Raw genomic sequence first — 15,888 nt, forward strand, 5'->3', positions numbered from 1 at the left:
GGGCGGCAGCTCCCAGGGTTCGGGTCGGGAAGGGGCGGCGGGGGCGAGGAACCCCCTACGAGTGCCCCAGTTCCGCCGATTCCTCGTCCGGTACCGCCGGGACGGACCCGGAGTCCGGCGCCGGGCGCAGCGGGAAGGGGTCCACCCGGTTCTCGTCGATCACCGGCTCCGCGGGCCGCGGCGGCGTGGGCATGACCGCCGCCTCCGAGTGCCCCCCGCAGCCGTACGCCAGCGACACCACACGCCCGTCCGCCGGCGAGAACTCGTTCGCGCAGACCCCGAAGGCCTGCCCCAGGGACCCGCCGATCGGCGTCAGGAAACCACAGCTGACGCAGGAAGCGGGCGCCGCCTGCGCCATCGGGGTCTTCGCCCCGAACGCCTCGTCCCACCGGTCCGCGGCGGTGTGCAGGCCGTAGCGGGACAGGACGCGCGCCCGGCGCATCCCCAGCTCCTCGGCCACCGCGGGGATGGAACCGCGGGCCGGGACGGCCGGCAGCTTCGCGGGCGGCGCGGCCGTGACCTCGGCGTCCTCCGCCTCGACCAGCTCGGCCATCTCCTCGGAGACGGGAGAGTTCGGCGGCGGGGCCTCCTCGCCGGTGTAGCCCGGCTCCAGACGCAGGTCGTCGGCCTCCGTGGGAAGGAGGTCGCCGGGGCCCATGTCGCCGGGCCGAAGGCGTTCGCTCCACGGGACCCATTCGGGGGCCAGCACGGCGTCCGGACCGGGCAGCAGCACCACCTCGTCCAGCGTGACGGCCTTCGCCCGCGAGGCCCGCGCGACGGTCACCGCCCAGCGCCAGCCCCGGTAGCCGAGCTCCATGCACCGGAAGAAGTGCGTCACCACCCGGTCACCCTCGGCGAGGACGCCTACGTGCTCCCCGACCACGCCGGGTGCGGCGGCCTCCTCTGCCGCCGCGCGGGCGAGGTCGACGGCCTCGGCGCACAGGCGGTCGGGGGTGCGGCTTCGCGTGGTCGCTGCGCTCACAGGTATCGCTTCTCTCCTACGCCGTCACTCGGGTGCGGTTGCCACCGGCGGCGGAGCGGACGGAGCGGACCAGTGGGCCGCGTCGACGTCAGCGTCCGATCGCGCTCGGGCGCACCTGTGCCATCCATTGTGGGGGATGGCTGAGATACGCACGCTACCTGTTCGCGGCCGCTCATCCCACACCGACGGTCCTTCTACGGCCCTCCGCGCCGAGTTTCCGCGTACTCGTCCCCCCTTCCGACCGCGCCCACAAGCCGTCCACGAGCCGGAAAGTGCACGCCCATACGTGCGGTATCCGCGCTACATACGGGTTTCTCGGGGCACTATGGCGGAGTGGCAGCCGCGAGGACACCCCAGGGCGCCACCGGAACCGGTGGGGTGAGGGGCGACAAGGGGAGGGGCCGGGTGAGCGGTTCGGGCCGGATGAACGGGTCCGTCCGCGCGATCGGCCGTGCCCTGCACCTGCCGTTCACCGGAACCGCCCGCGGTATCCGCAAGGCGACGCACGCGCACGGCGCCGGGGAGTCCGGCCTCGGGAAGCTGATCGAGCTGCACGCCGTGAACGGCGCGGGCGATGTGATGATCACCATCGCGCTCGCGTCGACCGTGTTCTTCTCGGTCCCCACCGACGAGGCCCGCGGCCGGGTGGCCCTCTACCTCGCCATCACGATGGCACCCTTCACCCTCCTCGCCCCGGTCATCGGCCCCCTCCTCGACAAGCTGCCGCACGGCCGCCGCGCGGCGATGGCGGGTGCGATGGCGGCGCGGGCGCTCCTCGCCCTGGTGCTGTCCGGCGCGGTCGTCACCGGCAGCATCGAGCTGTATCCGGCCGCGCTCGGCGTCCTGGTGGCGTCGAAGGCGTACGGCGTGGTCAGAAGCGCCGTCGTGCCGCGCCTGCTGCCACCGCGCTTCTCGCTGGTGAAGGCCAATTCCCGGGTCACCCTGGGCGGTCTCCTGGCCACCGGGCTGGCCGCGCCCCTGGGCGGTGCCCTCCAGGTCCTCGGCCCGCGCTATCCGCTCTACGGCGCCTTCGTGATCTTCGTGGCGGGTACGTTCCTGTCGTTCACCCTGCCTGCCAAGGTCGACTCCTCCAAGGGTGAGGACAGGGCACTGCTCGCGGCCGACGCACAGCATCTGCACGGCCCGCACATCCGCCCCGTCAAGCGCCCCGGCCTGCGGACGGTCGGCAGCGCGGTCATCCACGCCCTGGGCGCCAACGCGTCGCTGCGCTGGCTGTCCGGGTTCCTGACGTTCTTCCTGGCGTTCCTGCTGCGCGAACACCCGATGACCGGGCAGAGCGCGGCGGTCTCGCTGGGCATCGTCGCCGTCTCGGCGGGCGTCGGCAACGCGCTGGGCACCTCCGTGGGCGCGGCCCTGCGTTCACGCGCCCCGGAACTGATCATCGTGACCGTGGTCGCGGTGGTCCTGGGCGCGGTGATCACCACGGCGGTCTTCTTCGGGGCGTTCCTGGTGGCATGCCTCACGGCCGTCGCGGGGTTCTCGCAGGCCCTGTCCAAGCTGTCCCTGGACGCGCTGATCCAGCGGGACGTGCCCGAGCTGGTGCGCACCTCGGCGTTCGCCCGCTCGGAGACGATGCTGCAGGTGTCGTGGGTGTTCGGGGGCGCGGTCGGCATCGTGATGCCGCTGAACGGCACCCTGGGGCTCTCCGTGGCCGCCGTGGTCATCGCCACCGGCTGGGCGACCACCGCCCGAAGCCTGATCGGCTCCGGGCGGCACGGCGGCTCATCCCGCACGAAGGTCGCCTGACCGACGGGACCCGGCGCGCACGGCGTCTCGCCGGACGAAGCCGCCCAGCCGGAAGCGGGTGGCCCCGCCGCCCGGTCCCAGCCCGCGTGGCGTAACCCGCGGCCACGCCGCACCCCACGTAGAGAGACCTCTGACCGTGCCCGATAGCCTTCGCCCCATGACCTCGATGCGATCCGTTGTGCGACGCCGCCGCGCCGTCGCCGCCGCCGGCGCCGTTTCCGCCGGACTGCTCGTCCTGTCGGCGTGCGACAAGCCGACTCCGCTGTCCACGATCACCGTCGGCTCCTCCTCGGTCAGCTCGGACGCCACCTGCGGTGGTGAGGACGAAGTCCTGGAGCAGGCCGAGCTGGCGAAGTGCCTGGCCGACAAGGACATCAAGTCCATCAGCGTCGACCCGGACGAGACCGTCCGCTTCGGTGTCGACCCGGACGTCGCCGACCAGCGCTGGACGATCCTGATGAACGGCCAGCCGCTCACCGAGGACAGCGACAAGACCTACCGCGCCATCCCCGGCAGCGTCTTCTTCAACGCCCAGTACGGCGCTCAGGGCGACTCGACGCTGGTCACCATCAAGGCGGGCGACGGCAAGAAGGGCAGCCAGTCGGCGACCGGCCTGTGGTCGTTCAAGCTGAAGAAGGACGACTGACCACGTCTGCCGCCCGCATCCTCGTCGCCACCGCGGTCCCCGCCGAACGGGACGCGGTGGCACGGGCGTTCCCGGAGCCCGGCAGCCCGGTGCGTCTGCCGGGTGTGACCCCGCACCGCACCGGCACGGCGTACGACCTGCTGGCCGCCGGCGTCGGCCCCGCCCTCGCCGCCGCGTCCGTCTCCGCCGCCCTCACCGCCGCCGCCCTGGCGGGCACGCCGTACGGCCTCGTGGTCTCGGCCGGTATCGGCGGCGGGTTCCTTCCCGAGGCGCCCGTCGGCTCGCTGGTCCTCGCCGACACGATCGTCGCCGCCGACCTGGGCGCGGAGACCGCCGAAGGCTTCCTGCCGGTCACCGAGCTGGGCTTCGGCACCGTCACCCACCACCCGCCGAGGTCCCTCGTACAGCAGGCCGTGGAGGCCACCGGAGGCCGCGCGGGCGCCGTCCTGACCGTGTCCACGGTCACCGGTACCGCCTCCCGCGCCGCCGCACTGCGCGCCCGCCACCCGCGGGCCCTCGCCGAGGCCATGGAGGGCTTCGGCGTCGCCGAGGCCGCCGCCGCGCACGGCGTGCCGGTGCTGGAGATCCGCGCGGTCTCCAACCCGGTGGGCCCCCGTGACCGCGCCGCCTGGCGCATCGGTGAGGCGCTGGCCGCCCTGACGACGGCGTTCGGGAAGCTCGCACCCGTCCTGGAGAGTTGGAACCCGCATGAGCACCGACCTGACCAGTGACCTGACCGGCGACCAGCCGCTGCGGATCGCCTACTCCCCCTGCCCCAACGACACCTTCGTCTTCGACGCCCTGGCCCACGGCCGCGTACCCGGCGCGCCCGCGCTCGACGTGACGTTCGCGGACATCGACCTCACCAACGGCATGGCCGAACGCGGCGAGCTGGACGTGCTGAAGGTGTCGTACGCCGTGCTGCCGTACGTCCTCGACGAGTACGCGCTGCTGCCCTGCGGGGGTGCGCTGGGGCGGGGCTGCGGGCCGCTGGTGCTGACCAGGGAGGCGGGGCTTGGGGGCACCTCCCACGCTCTTGGCAGTGGGGGACTGACCGGCCGTACCGTGGCCGTGCCGAGCGAGCGGTCGACGGCGTACCTGCTGTTCCGGCTGTGGGCGGCGGACGTGGTCCCCGGCGGGGTCGGCGAGATCGTCGTCATGCCGTTCCACGAGATCATGCCCGCCGTGCGGGACGGGAAGGTCGACGCGGGCCTGGTCATCCACGAGGCCCGCTTCACCTACCAGAACTACGGGCTGCACCGACTGGCCGACATGGGCGAGCACTGGGAGTCCACGACCGGGCTGCCGATCCCGCTCGGCGCGATCATCGCGAAGCGGTCCCTCGGCCCGGCGGTCCTGACCGGCCTCGCCGACTCCGTCCGCGCCTCCGTGCGCGCCGCCTGGGACGCCCCCGAGGTGTCCCGCCCGTACGTCATGGAACACGCCCAGGAAATGGATCCGGCCGTCGCCGACCAGCACATCGGGCTGTACGTCAACGAGTTCACGGCCGACCTCGGCGAGGACGGCTACGCGGCCGTGCGCGGACTGCTGACACGCGCGGCGGCCGAGGGGCTGGTACCGCCCCTCGGCCCGCGGTCACTCGATTTCCCGTGAGCCGGCAGACGCTCGCGCGTCACACGTCCAACTGGTCGGCGACCGCGCGCAGCAGGCCCGCGATCTTCTTGCCGGAGTTCTTCTCGGGATAACGGCCCTTCTCCAGCATCGGCGTGATGTTTTCGAGGAGGGTCGTCAAATCCTGGACGATGGAGGCCAGTTCGTCGGGCTTCTTGCGCTGGGCGGCCGCGACCGAGGGTGTCGGATCGAGGACCACGACCGAGAGCGCCTGGTCACCGCGCTGTCCGGCCACGACGCCGAACTCCACGCGCTGCCCCGGCTTGAGCGCCTCGACTCCGGCGGGCAGGACCGAGGAATGGACGAAGACGTCACCGCCGTCGTCACGGGAGAGAAAGCCGAAGCCCTTCTCACTGTTGAACCACTTGACTTTGCCGGTGGGCACGTCTGTCCTCGTCCTCGTACTCGTCGGAAAACCGCAGGGGAAACGGGTCTTGATAACGCGGCGGCGGGTCCACATCGACCCGCCGCTTCCAAGGCTAATGGTCTTTGTCCGGGTGACAAGACGTCCCAGGGTTGTTCCCTTCGGGCAGGGAACTACCCTGGTCGGGTGCCTGACACTCCTCCCCTCAGGGGTACATCCCCCAGCCCGCGGGACCAAGCGAATTTCGCCGCGCCCGGTGACCGACTGATCCGGGCCGGTGCCCTCGTGTTCTTCGTCGGCGCTCTGGCCACACTGGTCACCGTGGCCCCGCTGTTCTTCGACGCGACGCCCTTTCCTCCGTACATGTTCGGACTGAGCATGCTCATGGGAGTCGGGTTCCTGATCGCGGGCGCGGGGGTGCTGCGGTCCGCCGCGGCCGGACGCCGGCAGGCGCGCGGCGAGCGGTAGCCGCCGCGACGGTGACGGCCGGACGGTGACGGCCGGACGGTGACCGCCGGACAGTGACCGCCGGACAGTGACCGCCGGTCAGGCCGTCCCGGCGGCCAGGTGCTCCGTGAGCCAGGCCGGGAAGTGCGTCAGGTCGTCGAGGATCACGTCGGCGCCGGCCGCGCGCAGGTCGTCCGCGTCGCACGGGCCCGTCGGCACCGCCACCGACAGCGCCCCGGCGGTGCGGGCGCCGCGGACGTCCCCGACGTGGTCGCCCACGTACACGCTCGCGCCGTGCTCGCGCAGCGCCACCGCCTTGCGCTCCGCCCACAGGTTGCCGATGACGGCGTCCGCCTCGATGCCGAGGTGCGTCAGGTGGAGCTTGGCGTTCGGCTCCCACTTCGCGGTGACCACGATCGCCCGCCCGCCCGCCGCCCGTACGGCCTCGATCGCCTCCCGGGCGCCGGACATCGCGGGCGTGCGCGTGACGGCGTACTCCGGGTAGATCTCGCGGTACAGGTCCGCCATCACCGCGACGCGCTCCGCCGGGAACCACTGCGCCATCTCGTCCTCCAGCGGCGGCCCGAGCCGGGTCACCACCAGATCGGCGTCGATGTACGTCCCGGTCCGCGCGGCCAGTTCCACGTAGGCGGCGTGGATGCCGGGGCGGGAGTCGACGAGGGTCATGTCCAGATCGAAGCCGACGACGGGAGCGGCGGGGTGCACGGAGATCATGCCCACCATTGTGCCGAGCCGGGGCAAGGGGGCGCCCCGCTGCCTGGGCTACCTGTCCCGCTGGGACCGCCAGACCAGGAACAGGGCTGAGGCCACGGCCGCCCCGCGCAGCACCCACGGCCATGTCTGCGCGAGCGCCTCGTTCATGTGGCCCTCGGGGATCGGGGTGCCCCAGCGGCCGGCCGTGCGGCCCCAGATCCAGACGATGCCCCCGGTGGCCGCGAGGCCGGGGAGGACGAAGACCGCCCACTTCTTCTCCGCCTCGGACAGCCGCCGCGAGACGTAGGCGAGGGCCCAGCCGATGAGCAGGGCGATCCAGGTCCCGGTGACCGTGCCCGCGACCAGGCAGGCGGCGGCGACGAGCAGGAACGGGTTGCTCCAGCGCCCCCCAGGCAGCGACGGCAGGAAGCGTCGGCGGCGGGCGGCGGGCTCCTCCTCGTCGGACTCCGGTAGCCGCTCCACCGGCTCAGCCTTGGCCGCCTGCGGCTTCGGCGGGGGCCGCAGCATGTCCGCGATCTCCACGCCGCCGACGAACCCCGGCACCTCCTCGCCCAGCCCGAACGGGCTCGCCTCGCGGCCCCACCAGTCCGGGGTCTCCCCGACGTCTCCCAGTTCGTGCGTGCCCGCGCGGTGCGGCGGCGACGGGATGTCCGGGGCGGCGGGCGCGTCGGAGCGCGGCCGGGGCCGGGGCACGACGCGCCGCAGCCCCTTGGGGCGGCGTGGGGCGTCCGGCGGTGGCTCCTGCTTGCGCTGGGCGGGCACCGCGGCGGGCGGGGCCTGCGGGGGGCCTCCGCGGGTACCACGGGTGCCGTCGGCCGCCGCGACGATGTCGTCGGGGCTGCCGAGCCGGTCGAGGATGCGGCGGACGGCCGCGGGGCTGTCGACGGGCGCCTTGGCGCGCCGCCGGTCGATCTCGTTGCGCAGCTCGGACACGAGCCGCATGCGTGTGGCCGACGACAACTGCCGTTGCTGCGCCACGTCGCCGACGCGGCTCAGATACTCGTAGACGACCTGATCGCTCTCGATACCCACGAAGTCCCCTCCGGGGCCGGTGCCTTGGATACCCCGCGATACGACGTTAGCGCAGCGTGCCCCCGTCGCGGCGCTCACGACGGCTCGCACACGCGGGGGTTCTCCACCTCCGAGCAGAGTCGGTTGCCGTAGGCGTGCAGGACGTCTCTGCAGCCCTGTTCGGTGAGGTAGGTGAGGAAGGCGAGGGAGCCGGCCGGGGGTTCGCCGTAGGTGTAGGCCAACTCGGTCTGCCAGTAGGGGCAGTCGCCGTTCTCGACGCCGTCGAGGGTGGCCTGCTGGCCGGCGATGGTGATCCGGACGAGGTCCCGGTCGTCCTTGGCCCGCTTCTCTGCGTTGGTGACCTTGCTGTAGCCGAAGCCGCCCGCGGTGCCGGACACGGTTTCCAGCATGCACCTGGCAGCCGGGGTCCCGGTCCCCGGCTGGGTCCCCTCGCCGGGCCCGCCACCCGCTACCGTTGAGCGGATGAGCAGCGACGAGAAGCCCTCGGCCCCGCGTTCCCTCGCGGAGGCGCTCCGTACCCGGGACGACGCGTCCCTGGCCGCGCTCCTGCGCGCCCGCCCCGATCTCGTCACCCCGGTCCCCACCGACCTCACCCAGCTCGCCACCCGTGCGGGGACGCGGGCGTCGGTGGTGCGGGCCCTGGAGCACCTGGACCGGTTCACGCTCCAGACGGCGGAGGCGCTGGCCGTGGCGGCCGAACCGGCGGCGTACGAGGAGCTGCTGGGGCTCATGGCCGGGGACGCGCGGGACGCGGCCGTCGTCGCCGCGCTCCCCGGTGCCGTGGCCGTGCTGCGCGAGCAGGCGCTGCTCTGGGGTGACGACGACCGGCTGCGGCTGGTGCGCACCGCCCGCGAGCTGCTCGCTCCGTCGCCGCAGCATCCCTCGCCGACCGGGCTGGGCCCGTCCGTGCGGGAGGCCACCGCGGGCATGTCGCCGGGCCGGATCCAGGAGATCGTGACGGCGGCCGGGCTGGCGTCCACCCATGACTCGGTGTCGGCGGTCACCGCGCTGGCCTCGCTGTTCGGCGACCGCCGGAGGATGAGCGCGCTGCTCGCCGAGGCGCCCGCCGAGTCCCTGGAGGTCCTGGAACGGCTGGTGTGGGGGCCGCCGTACGGGCAGGTGACCGCGGATCCGGCGGCCCGGCTGCGCTGGCTGCTGGACCGGGGGCTGCTGCTGCCCACCGCGCCCGGCACTGTCGTGATGCCGCGCGAGGTCGCCCTGCATCTGCGGGGCGGCCACGCCCATCGCAGACCCGAGCCGGTGCCGCCCGCCGTGGAGGCGGCGGCGGCCCGCCGTCCCCAGGTGGTGGACGCGGCGGCGGCCGGGCAGGCGTACACGGCGCTGGCGACCGTGGAGGAGCTGCTGAAGGACTGGGACGAGGGCGGTCCCGCCGTGCTGCGCGCGGGCGGGCTGAGTCAGCGGGACCTGAAGCGGACGGCCGTCGCCCTCGACCTGTCGGAGCCGATGGCCGCGTTCTGGGTCGAGCTGGCGTACGCCGCCGGGCTGATCGCCTCGGACGGCGAGGCCGACGAGCGGTACGCGGCCACCCCGTTCTTCGACGAGTGGGTGGAGCGTCCCCCCGCCGAGCGGTGGGTCCTGTTGGCGCAGGCCTGGCTCGCGGGGACCCGGACGCCGGGGCTGATCGGCGGGCGGGACGCGAAGGAGCGGACCCTGTCGGCGCTCGGTCCTGGCCTGGACCGCTCGGCCGCCCCGGAGGTACGCCGCCGGGTGCTGACGCTGCTCGCGGGACTCCCGGAGGGCACCGCGCCGACCGCCGAGTCGGTGCTCGCCCGCCTCGCCTGGGAACGCCCGCTGCGCGGTCCTCAGCGCGACGACGACCTCCGCTCCCGGCTGGCCCGCTGGACCCTGTCGGAGGCGGAGCTGCTCGGCATCACGGGCCGGGGCGCCCTGTCGTCGCAGGCGCGGGCCCTCCTCGGCGCGGCGGCCCACCCGCACGGGCCGGCCACCGACGAGGGCACGGGCTCCGCGCAGGGCACGGGCTCCCCGCAGGGCGTCGGCTTCCCGCAGGGCCCCGGTGACAAGCTGCCCTTCCACCACCACGCCGTCCCCGCGCACGCGCCCGGCCTCCTCTCCCCCGCCGAGCGGGCCGTCGCCTCCGCTGCCGCCGTACGGCTCCTCGCGCCGCTGTTGCCCGAGCCGCTGGACCATGTGCTGCTCCAGGCGGACCTCACGGCGGTGGCGCCCGGCCCGCTGCACCGGCCGCTCGCCGATGTGCTGGGTGTGCTCGCCGACGTGGAGTCGAAGGGCGGGGCGACCGTCTACCGCTTCACGCCCGGCTCCGTACGCCGTGCCCTGGACGCCGGCCGTACCGCCTCCGACCTGCACGCCTTCCTCGCCGAGCACTCCCGCACGCCGGTGCCGCAGCCGCTGACGTACCTCATCGACGACGTGGCCCGCCGGCACGGGCATCTCCGGGTGGGCGCCGCCTCGGCGTACGTTCGCTGCGACGACGACGCGATGCTCAACGAGATCCTCGCCGACAAGCGTGCCGCCGCCCTGCGGCTGCGCCGCCTCGCGCCGACCGTGCTCGCGGCCCAGGCCGACCCGGCGGCCCTGCTCGACGGGCTGCGCGCGATGGGGTTCGCACCGGCCGCCGAGTCCGCCGAGGGCGACGTCCTGATCACCCGCGCGGACGCCCACCGCAGCCCGCCCCGCACGGCGCCCGAGCCGGTCCCGGAGGGTCCGCCCGTCCCCGACGGCATGCTCCTCTCGGCGGCGATCCGGGCGATCCGCGCCGGTGACCTGGCGTCCACGGCCCCCCGCAAGCCGGTCGAGGACGCCATCGCGCAGGCGCCCGGCGCCCTTCCCCGCACCTCCCCCGCCGACACCCTCGCCACCATGCAGGCCGCCGTGCTCACCGGCGAGGCCGTGTGGATCGGCTACGTCAACGCCGAGGGGTCCGCCAGCCAGCGCGTCATCGCCCCGGTTCGGGTGGAGGGCGGCTTCGTGACGGCGTACGACCACACCGCGGACGAGGTCAGGACGTACCCGCTGCACCGGATCACGGGAGTGGCGGAGCTGGCGGACGACGAGGCATAGGCGTCACGCGGGCATCACGCGGGGCGTCACTCGGGTCGTGTCGCGGGGCGTCCGTCCGTGTAGCGGCGCAGGGCCTCGACGCCGTCGGGGACGAACGGCAGGCGCCCGGTCAGGTCGCGCAGCTCGCTGTCGGTGACCCAGGCGTGCCAGTCGATCTCCTCCGGGTCGGGGGCGAGGTCTCCGGTGACGACGGCTTCGTGGACGCCGAGCCAGTAGGGGCTGATCACGCCCCGGCACAGGAACTTGAACGCGAACCGGACCGTCGGTGCCGGCACGCCGAGTTCCTCGGCCAGCTCGCGGGCCGCGGCCCGTTCGTAGGACTCTCCGGCCTCGACGCCCCCGCCGACCAGCCAGTTGTACTGGCCGGGGAAGCGGGACATGGTCTCCGGGCGCCGGTGCACCAGGATCCGGCCGTCCGTGTCCCGGCAGACGGTCGTCGCGACGCGGTGCAGCCAGAGGTTGGTGATGGCGTCACCCCGGTCCACCACCCCGATCACCCGGTCCCGCTCGTCGACCCGGTCCACCCGCTCACCCGTGGCTGTCATGAAGGCCACTCTGTCGCACCCCCACCCCCGTCGTGGCCGGTAGGGCACACTGGACGTTTGGCCGCGTTCCACGGCCGTGAAGGAAAGGGTGCCGCGCGTGAATGGTCCACTCATCGTCCAGTCCGACAAGACCCTGCTCCTGGAGGTCGACCACGAACTGGCCGACGCGTGCCGCCGCGCCATCGCGCCGTTCGCCGAACTGGAGCGGGCGCCCGAGCACATCCACACCTACCGGCTGACCCCGCTGGGCCTGTGGAACGCGCGCGCCGCCGGGCACGACGCCGAGCAGGTGGTGGACGCGCTGGTGGAGTTCAGCCGCTATCCGGTGCCGCACGCGCTGCTGGTGGACATCGCCGAGACGATGGACCGCTACGGGCGGCTGACGCTCAGCAAGCACCCGGCGCACGGTCTCGTTCTGACCACCACGGACCGGCCGGTCCTGGAGGAGATCCTGCGCTCCAAGCGGGTCGCCCCGCTGGTCGGGACGCGGATCGACCCCGACACGGTCGCCGTGCACCCCTCCGAGCGCGGGCAGATCAAGCAGACCCTGCTGAAGCTGGGCTGGCCCGCCGAGGACCTCGCGGGGTACGTCGACGGCGAGGCGCATCCGATCGAGCTGGCCGAGGACGGCTGGGCGCTGCGGCCGTACCAGAAGCAGGCCGTGGAGAACTTCTGGCACGGCGGGTCCGGGGTCGTGGTCCTGCCCTGCGGCGCCGGGAAGACGCTGGTCGGGGCCGGGTCGATGGCCCAGGCCAAGGCGACCACGCTGATCCTCGTCACCAACACCGTCTCCGCCCGGCAGTGGAAGCACGAGCTGATCAAGCGGACGTCGCTGACCGAGGAGGAGATCGGCGAGTACAGCGGGACGCGCAAGGAGATCCGGCCCGTCACCATCGCCACCTACCAGGTGCTGACGACCAGGCGGAAGGGCGTCTACCCGCACCTGGAGCTGTTCGACTCCCGCGACTGGGGGCTCATCGTCTACGACGAGGTGCACCTGCTGCCGGCGCCGGTCTTCAAGTTCACGGCGGACCTTCAGGCGCGGCGGCGGCTGGGGCTCACGGCCACGCTGGTGCGCGAGGACGGCCGCGAGTCGGACGTCTTCTCGCTCATCGGGCCGAAGCGGTTCGACGCTCCGTGGAAGGAGATCGAGGCGCAGGGCTACATCGCGCCCGCGGACTGTGTCGAGGTCCGGGTCAACCTCACGGACGCCGAGCGGCTCGCCTACGCGACCGCCGAGGCCGAGGAGAAGTACCGCTTCTGTGCCACCACCGAGACCAAGCGGAAGGTGACGGAGGCGATCGTGCGCCGGTTCGCCGGGCAGCAGATCCTCGTCATCGGCCAGTACATCGACCAGCTCGACGAGCTGGGGGAGCATCTGAACGCGCCGGTCATCAAGGGCGAGACGTCCAACGCGCAGCGGGAGAAGCTGTTCGAGTCCTTCCGGCAGGGTGAGATCAGCGTGCTGGTCGTGTCGAAGGTCGCGAACTTCTCGATCGACCTGCCCGAGGCGACGGTCGCCATCCAGGTCTCGGGCACCTTCGGCTCGCGCCAGGAGGAGGCCCAGCGGCTGGGCCGGGTGCTGCGGCCGAAGGCGGACGGCCACCAGGCCCACTTCTACTCGGTCGTCGCCCGCGACACGCTCGACCAGGACTTCGCCGCCCACCGGCAGCGCTTCCTCGCCGAACAGGGCTACGCCTACCGGATCATGGACGCGACGGAGCTGCTGGCGGAGGAGGCCTGATCCGTCAGGGTGAGGAGTCCGTCCCGGTGGGAGGTCCGGTCACGGTGAGGGGATCGTGCACACCAGGACGATCACGAGCACCGACGGGGCGACGGTGACGAGGGCGGCCCAGCGGCGCAGGTTCCAGTAGCGGATCTTGCGGGGCAGCGACCAGGCGGTGACGAGCGCGGCGAGTGAGAGCACGCCGCCGAAGACGATCGTGCCGTAGATCAGGTACAGCCAGGTCGTGAGCGCGGTCGGGCAGTCGGAGCCGCAGCTGTCGGTGGCCATCACGGACAGGCCGCCGAGGAAGAGGGCCGCGGGACCGAGGACCGTCAGCAGCACGGTGGCGACCAGCGGGGCGGTCGAGGTCCGGTGGTCGAAGTCGTCGGGACCGGGGACCCGGTACGGGACGTAGCCGTAGCCGTTGTACGGCGGACCCGGGTGGTTCGGGTGGTTCTGCGGGGAGTACGGCCCGTGCTGCGGTCCCTGCGGGGGATACGGCCCGTGCTGCGGCGTCGTCATACCCCGAGTGAACCGCCTGGCGGGGTGCGCGGACATCTGCGCGCGTACTCATCCGGGCGCCTCACGTACTCAGACGCGCCAGGGGACCGGCCGCGTACTTCCGGCGGAGCCACCTGCGGAGCTACCTGCGGCGGACGCCCACCTCCTCGCCGTACTCGCCGAGGACGACCACCTCGAAGGCCGCGCCCGCGAAGACGCGTATCGCGTGCAGGGCGTCGCCGAGGCGGTGGTGGTGGCTGCCGGAGGTTACGGAGGTCGCGCCGGACGGACGGCCCGGTGCGGGGGCTGGGGTGAAGGTCGCTGCGCTCATGACTCCATGGTGCGATAGGGGACATAAGGGCGGCATCGGTCTCAGGAGCCACTTCGGGTGGACTCCGTCTCCACCCGCAGAGGGAGCGGTTCCTCCGGGGAGAAGGGGTCGGAGGAGGTCTTGTCCCCTAGGGGACGGGAGCGGGCGGCAGGGCGGGACGGGAAAACCGGTTGGCTTCCCGGCACCCCCAGGTCCTAGAATCTCCGCTCTTGCCAGCCTCCCCACGGAGCGCCGCCGCCCGGACGGAAACCGGACGGCTTCCCGCAGTCACCCCTTCCGCAGGCCCGGAGGCACTCCCTTGTCCACGCCCGTGTCCGCTGACGACCCGCTCTCCCGTGAGCGCTCCCACCTGGCCTCCTCCCGTGCCGCGCTGCGCGCCATGCGGGAGGACGTCCAGTCCCTCGACATCAGCGACGTCACCGCGAACTGGGTCAACGCCCAGATTCTGGAGCGCCAGATCGGGGACCGCATCAAGGCGCTCGCCGACCTCAGCCACACCCCGCTGTTCTTCGGCCGGCTGGACTACCTCCACGCGCCGGGTGCCGACCGGGCGGAGGGCGCGAAGGGGGAGCGCTTGTACATCGGGCGCCGGCACGTCCACGACCACGACGGCGACCCGATGGTCATCGACTGGCGTGCGCCGGTCTCACAGCCGTTCTACCGGGCCTCGAAGAAGGACCCGATGGACGTCGGGCTGAGGCGCCGGTTCGGCTACACGGGCGGCGACCTCACCGCGTACGAGGACGAGCACCTCTCCGACCCCGCCGAGGCGGCCACCACCAGCAAGCTGCTCCAGCGGGAGATCGAGCGGCCGCGTGTCGGCCCGATGCGGGACATCGTCGCCACGATCCAGCCCGAGCAGGACGAGATCGTCCGCAGCGGGCTGGGCGGCTCGGTGTGCGTCCAGGGCGGCCCCGGTACCGGGAAGACGGCCGTCGGCCTGCACCGGGTGGCCTATCTGCTGTACGCCCACCGTGAGCGGCTCGCCCGCACCGGCACGCTGGTCATCGGGCCGAACCGGTCCTTCCTCCACTACATCGAACAGGTGCTGCCCGCGCTGGGCGAGCTGGCGGTCCGCCAGGCCACCGTCGACGACCTCGTCGCACGGGTCGAGGTGCGGGGCACCGACGAGGCACCCGCGGCGGTCGTCAAGGGCGACGCGAGGATGGCCGAGGTGCTGCGCCGGGCGCTGTACTCCCACGTCAGCCTGCCGGCCGAGCCGGTCGTCGTCGTGCGCGGCTCACGCCGCTGGCGGGTCCCGGCGTACGAACTGGAGCGCCTCGTCCGCGAGTTGCTCGACCGTGACATCCGCTACGGTGCCGCCCGTGACGCGCTCCCACAGCGCGTCGCGCATGCCGTGCTGGTGCAGATGGAGCGGGCCGGGGAGGCGCCCGACGACCGGGTGCAGGACGCCGTGGCCCGCAACAGCGCCGTCAAGGCGGCCGTGAAGGCGGTCTGGCCGCCCGTCGATCCGGCGAAGCTGGTGCTGCGGCTGCTCTCGGAGCCGGAGTTCCTCGCGGAGCACGCGGAGGGGATCCTCACCGCGGACGAGCAGAAGACGATCCTGTGGGCACTGCCCGGATCCGGCAAAAGGGCGGCGCGGTCGGTGAAGTCGGCCAAGTGGTCTGCCGCGGACGCGGTGTTGATCGACGAGGCGACCGATCTCGTGGAGCGCACGCACTCCCTGGGCCATGTGGTCCTGGACGAGGCGCAGGACCTGTCCCCCATGCAGTACCGGGCCGTCGGCCGCCGCTGCAGCACCGGCAGCGCGACCGTCCTGGGCGACCTGGCGCAGGGCACCACGCCCTGGGCGACGCGGAGTTGGGAGGAGGCCCTCGGACACCTCGGCAAGGCCGACGCGGTGATCGAGGAACTCACGGCCGGTTTCCGCGTCCCGACGGACGTCATCACCTACGCCTCCCGCCTGCTGCCGCACATCGCGCCGGGCCTGACGCCGGTCGCCTCGGTCCGCGAGAACCCCGGCTTCTTCGAGGTCCGCGCGGTGTCGCAGGACGCGGAAGTCGTCGCGGCTTGCGAGGAGTTGCTCGGCAACGAGGGCTCCACGGGCCTCATCGCTGCAGACGCCCGCGTGCCCGTCCTCGCCGAGGCGCTCACCGCGG

Annotated in this window: 16 protein-coding genes; 8 read left to right on the forward strand and 8 right to left on the reverse strand. The window is 73.2% G+C overall.

Annotated features, from left to right (window positions below; all coding sequences use genetic code 11):
* Window positions 1–55: 55 nt before the first annotated feature.
* The gene (locus tag BZL64_RS04735; protein ID WP_086766467.1) at window positions 56–982 is read right to left on the reverse strand and encodes a DUF3027 domain-containing protein; all 927 of its coding nucleotides are present in this window, start codon (window positions 980–982) and stop codon (window positions 56–58) included.
* A gap of 333 nt (window positions 983–1,315) precedes the next feature.
* Here BZL64_RS04735 and BZL64_RS04740 point away from each other — a divergent pair, with 333 nt between their 5' ends.
* The 4 genes from BZL64_RS04740 (at window position 1,316) to BZL64_RS04755 (ending at window position 5,009) form a co-directional block, all read left to right on the forward strand.
* The gene (locus tag BZL64_RS04740) at window positions 1,316–2,749 is read left to right on the forward strand and encodes an MFS transporter (RefSeq protein ID WP_167396090.1); all 1,434 of its coding nucleotides are present in this window, start codon (window positions 1,316–1,318) and stop codon (window positions 2,747–2,749) included.
* Between the two features lie 166 nt (window positions 2,750–2,915).
* Window positions 2,916–3,395 (forward strand): DUF2771 domain-containing protein, encoded by a 480-nt coding sequence (locus tag BZL64_RS04745; protein ID WP_373314914.1) that lies wholly within the window; start codon window positions 2,916–2,918, stop codon window positions 3,393–3,395.
* A complete protein-coding gene (locus BZL64_RS04750; RefSeq protein ID WP_086766472.1) occupies window positions 3,365–4,126 on the forward strand; it encodes a futalosine hydrolase in 762 nt (253 codons plus the stop codon). The genes BZL64_RS04745 and BZL64_RS04750 overlap by 31 nt, the downstream gene beginning before the upstream one ends.
* Window positions 4,104–5,009: a 1,4-dihydroxy-6-naphtoate synthase gene (locus tag BZL64_RS04755; RefSeq protein WP_086766474.1), complete on the forward strand. Its 906-nt coding sequence runs from the start codon at window positions 4,104–4,106 to the stop codon at window positions 5,007–5,009. The genes BZL64_RS04750 and BZL64_RS04755 overlap by 23 nt, the downstream gene beginning before the upstream one ends.
* A gap of 19 nt (window positions 5,010–5,028) precedes the next feature.
* Here BZL64_RS04755 and BZL64_RS41895 read toward each other — a convergent pair whose 3' ends face one another.
* A complete protein-coding gene (locus tag BZL64_RS41895; protein ID WP_086766476.1) occupies window positions 5,029–5,412 on the reverse strand; it encodes a cold-shock protein in 384 nt (127 codons plus the stop codon).
* A 165-nt stretch (window positions 5,413–5,577) separates the two neighbouring features.
* Here BZL64_RS41895 and BZL64_RS04765 point away from each other — a divergent pair, with 165 nt between their 5' ends.
* Window positions 5,578–5,859 carry a hypothetical protein gene (locus tag BZL64_RS04765; protein ID WP_086766478.1) on the forward strand — a complete coding sequence of 94 codons (282 nt, stop codon included), beginning with the start codon at window positions 5,578–5,580 and terminating at the stop codon, window positions 5,857–5,859.
* Window positions 5,860–5,937: 78 nt separating this feature from the next.
* Here BZL64_RS04765 and BZL64_RS04770 read toward each other — a convergent pair whose 3' ends face one another.
* From BZL64_RS04770 to BZL64_RS04780, 3 genes are all read right to left on the reverse strand, one after another.
* On the reverse strand, window positions 5,938–6,573 hold the full coding sequence (locus BZL64_RS04770; RefSeq protein ID WP_086766480.1) for an HAD family hydrolase: 636 nt from the start codon (window positions 6,571–6,573) through the stop codon (window positions 5,938–5,940).
* A gap of 48 nt (window positions 6,574–6,621) precedes the next feature.
* Complete coding sequence (locus BZL64_RS04775) at window positions 6,622–7,605, reverse strand: hypothetical protein (protein WP_086766482.1); 984 nt, start codon at window positions 7,603–7,605, stop codon at window positions 6,622–6,624.
* A 74-nt stretch (window positions 7,606–7,679) separates the two neighbouring features.
* Complete coding sequence (locus BZL64_RS04780) at window positions 7,680–7,982, reverse strand: type 2 periplasmic-binding domain-containing protein (RefSeq protein ID WP_143662989.1); 303 nt, start codon at window positions 7,980–7,982, stop codon at window positions 7,680–7,682.
* Window positions 7,983–8,067: 85 nt separating this feature from the next.
* Here BZL64_RS04780 and BZL64_RS04785 point away from each other — a divergent pair, with 85 nt between their 5' ends.
* Entirely contained in the window at window positions 8,068–10,665 is a 2,598-nt protein-coding gene (locus BZL64_RS04785) for a helicase C-terminal domain-containing protein (RefSeq protein WP_086766486.1), read from the forward strand.
* A 26-nt stretch (window positions 10,666–10,691) separates the two neighbouring features.
* Here BZL64_RS04785 and BZL64_RS04790 read toward each other — a convergent pair whose 3' ends face one another.
* Window positions 10,692–11,210: an NUDIX hydrolase gene (locus BZL64_RS04790; RefSeq protein ID WP_086766494.1), complete on the reverse strand. Its 519-nt coding sequence runs from the start codon at window positions 11,208–11,210 to the stop codon at window positions 10,692–10,694.
* Between the two features lie 97 nt (window positions 11,211–11,307).
* Between BZL64_RS04790 and BZL64_RS04795 the strand changes: the two genes are divergently transcribed.
* The gene (locus BZL64_RS04795) at window positions 11,308–12,954 is read left to right on the forward strand and encodes a DNA repair helicase XPB (protein WP_086766488.1); all 1,647 of its coding nucleotides are present in this window, start codon (window positions 11,308–11,310) and stop codon (window positions 12,952–12,954) included.
* 39 nt (window positions 12,955–12,993) lie between these two features.
* Here BZL64_RS04795 and BZL64_RS04800 read toward each other — a convergent pair whose 3' ends face one another.
* The gene (locus BZL64_RS04800) at window positions 12,994–13,458 is read right to left on the reverse strand and encodes a DUF3824 domain-containing protein (protein ID WP_086766490.1); all 465 of its coding nucleotides are present in this window, start codon (window positions 13,456–13,458) and stop codon (window positions 12,994–12,996) included.
* A 121-nt stretch (window positions 13,459–13,579) separates the two neighbouring features.
* On the reverse strand, window positions 13,580–13,768 hold the full coding sequence (locus BZL64_RS04805) for a hypothetical protein (RefSeq protein WP_167396091.1): 189 nt from the start codon (window positions 13,766–13,768) through the stop codon (window positions 13,580–13,582).
* 298 nt (window positions 13,769–14,066) lie between these two features.
* Between BZL64_RS04805 and BZL64_RS04810 the strand changes: the two genes are divergently transcribed.
* On the forward strand, window positions 14,067–15,888 hold a 1,822-nt coding region (locus BZL64_RS04810), incomplete at its 3' end, for a HelD family protein (protein WP_086766496.1).

This window comes from Streptomyces bobili, from assembly GCF_002154575.1.
GTDB lineage: Bacteria > Actinomycetota > Actinomycetes > Streptomycetales > Streptomycetaceae > Streptomyces > Streptomyces bobili.

Excerpts from the sequence above, each read along its gene's own strand:
- BZL64_RS04800 (WP_086766490.1), bottom strand. The coding sequence starts at position 13,458 with ATGACGACGCCGCAGCACGGGCCGTATCCCCCGCAGGGACCGCAGCAC.
- BZL64_RS04805 (WP_167396091.1), bottom strand. The coding sequence starts at position 13,768 with ATGAGCGCAGCGACCTTCACCCCAGCCCCCGCACCGGGCCGTCCGTCC.
- BZL64_RS04770 (WP_086766480.1), bottom strand. The coding sequence starts at position 6,573 with ATGATCTCCGTGCACCCCGCCGCTCCCGTCGTCGGCTTCGATCTGGAC.
- BZL64_RS04745 (WP_373314914.1), top strand. The coding sequence starts at position 2,916 with ATGCGATCCGTTGTGCGACGCCGCCGCGCCGTCGCCGCCGCCGGCGCC.
- BZL64_RS04790 (WP_086766494.1), bottom strand. The coding sequence starts at position 11,210 with ATGACAGCCACGGGTGAGCGGGTGGACCGGGTCGACGAGCGGGACCGG.
- BZL64_RS04755 (WP_086766474.1), top strand. The coding sequence starts at position 4,104 with ATGAGCACCGACCTGACCAGTGACCTGACCGGCGACCAGCCGCTGCGG.
- BZL64_RS04785 (WP_086766486.1), top strand. The coding sequence starts at position 8,068 with ATGAGCAGCGACGAGAAGCCCTCGGCCCCGCGTTCCCTCGCGGAGGCG.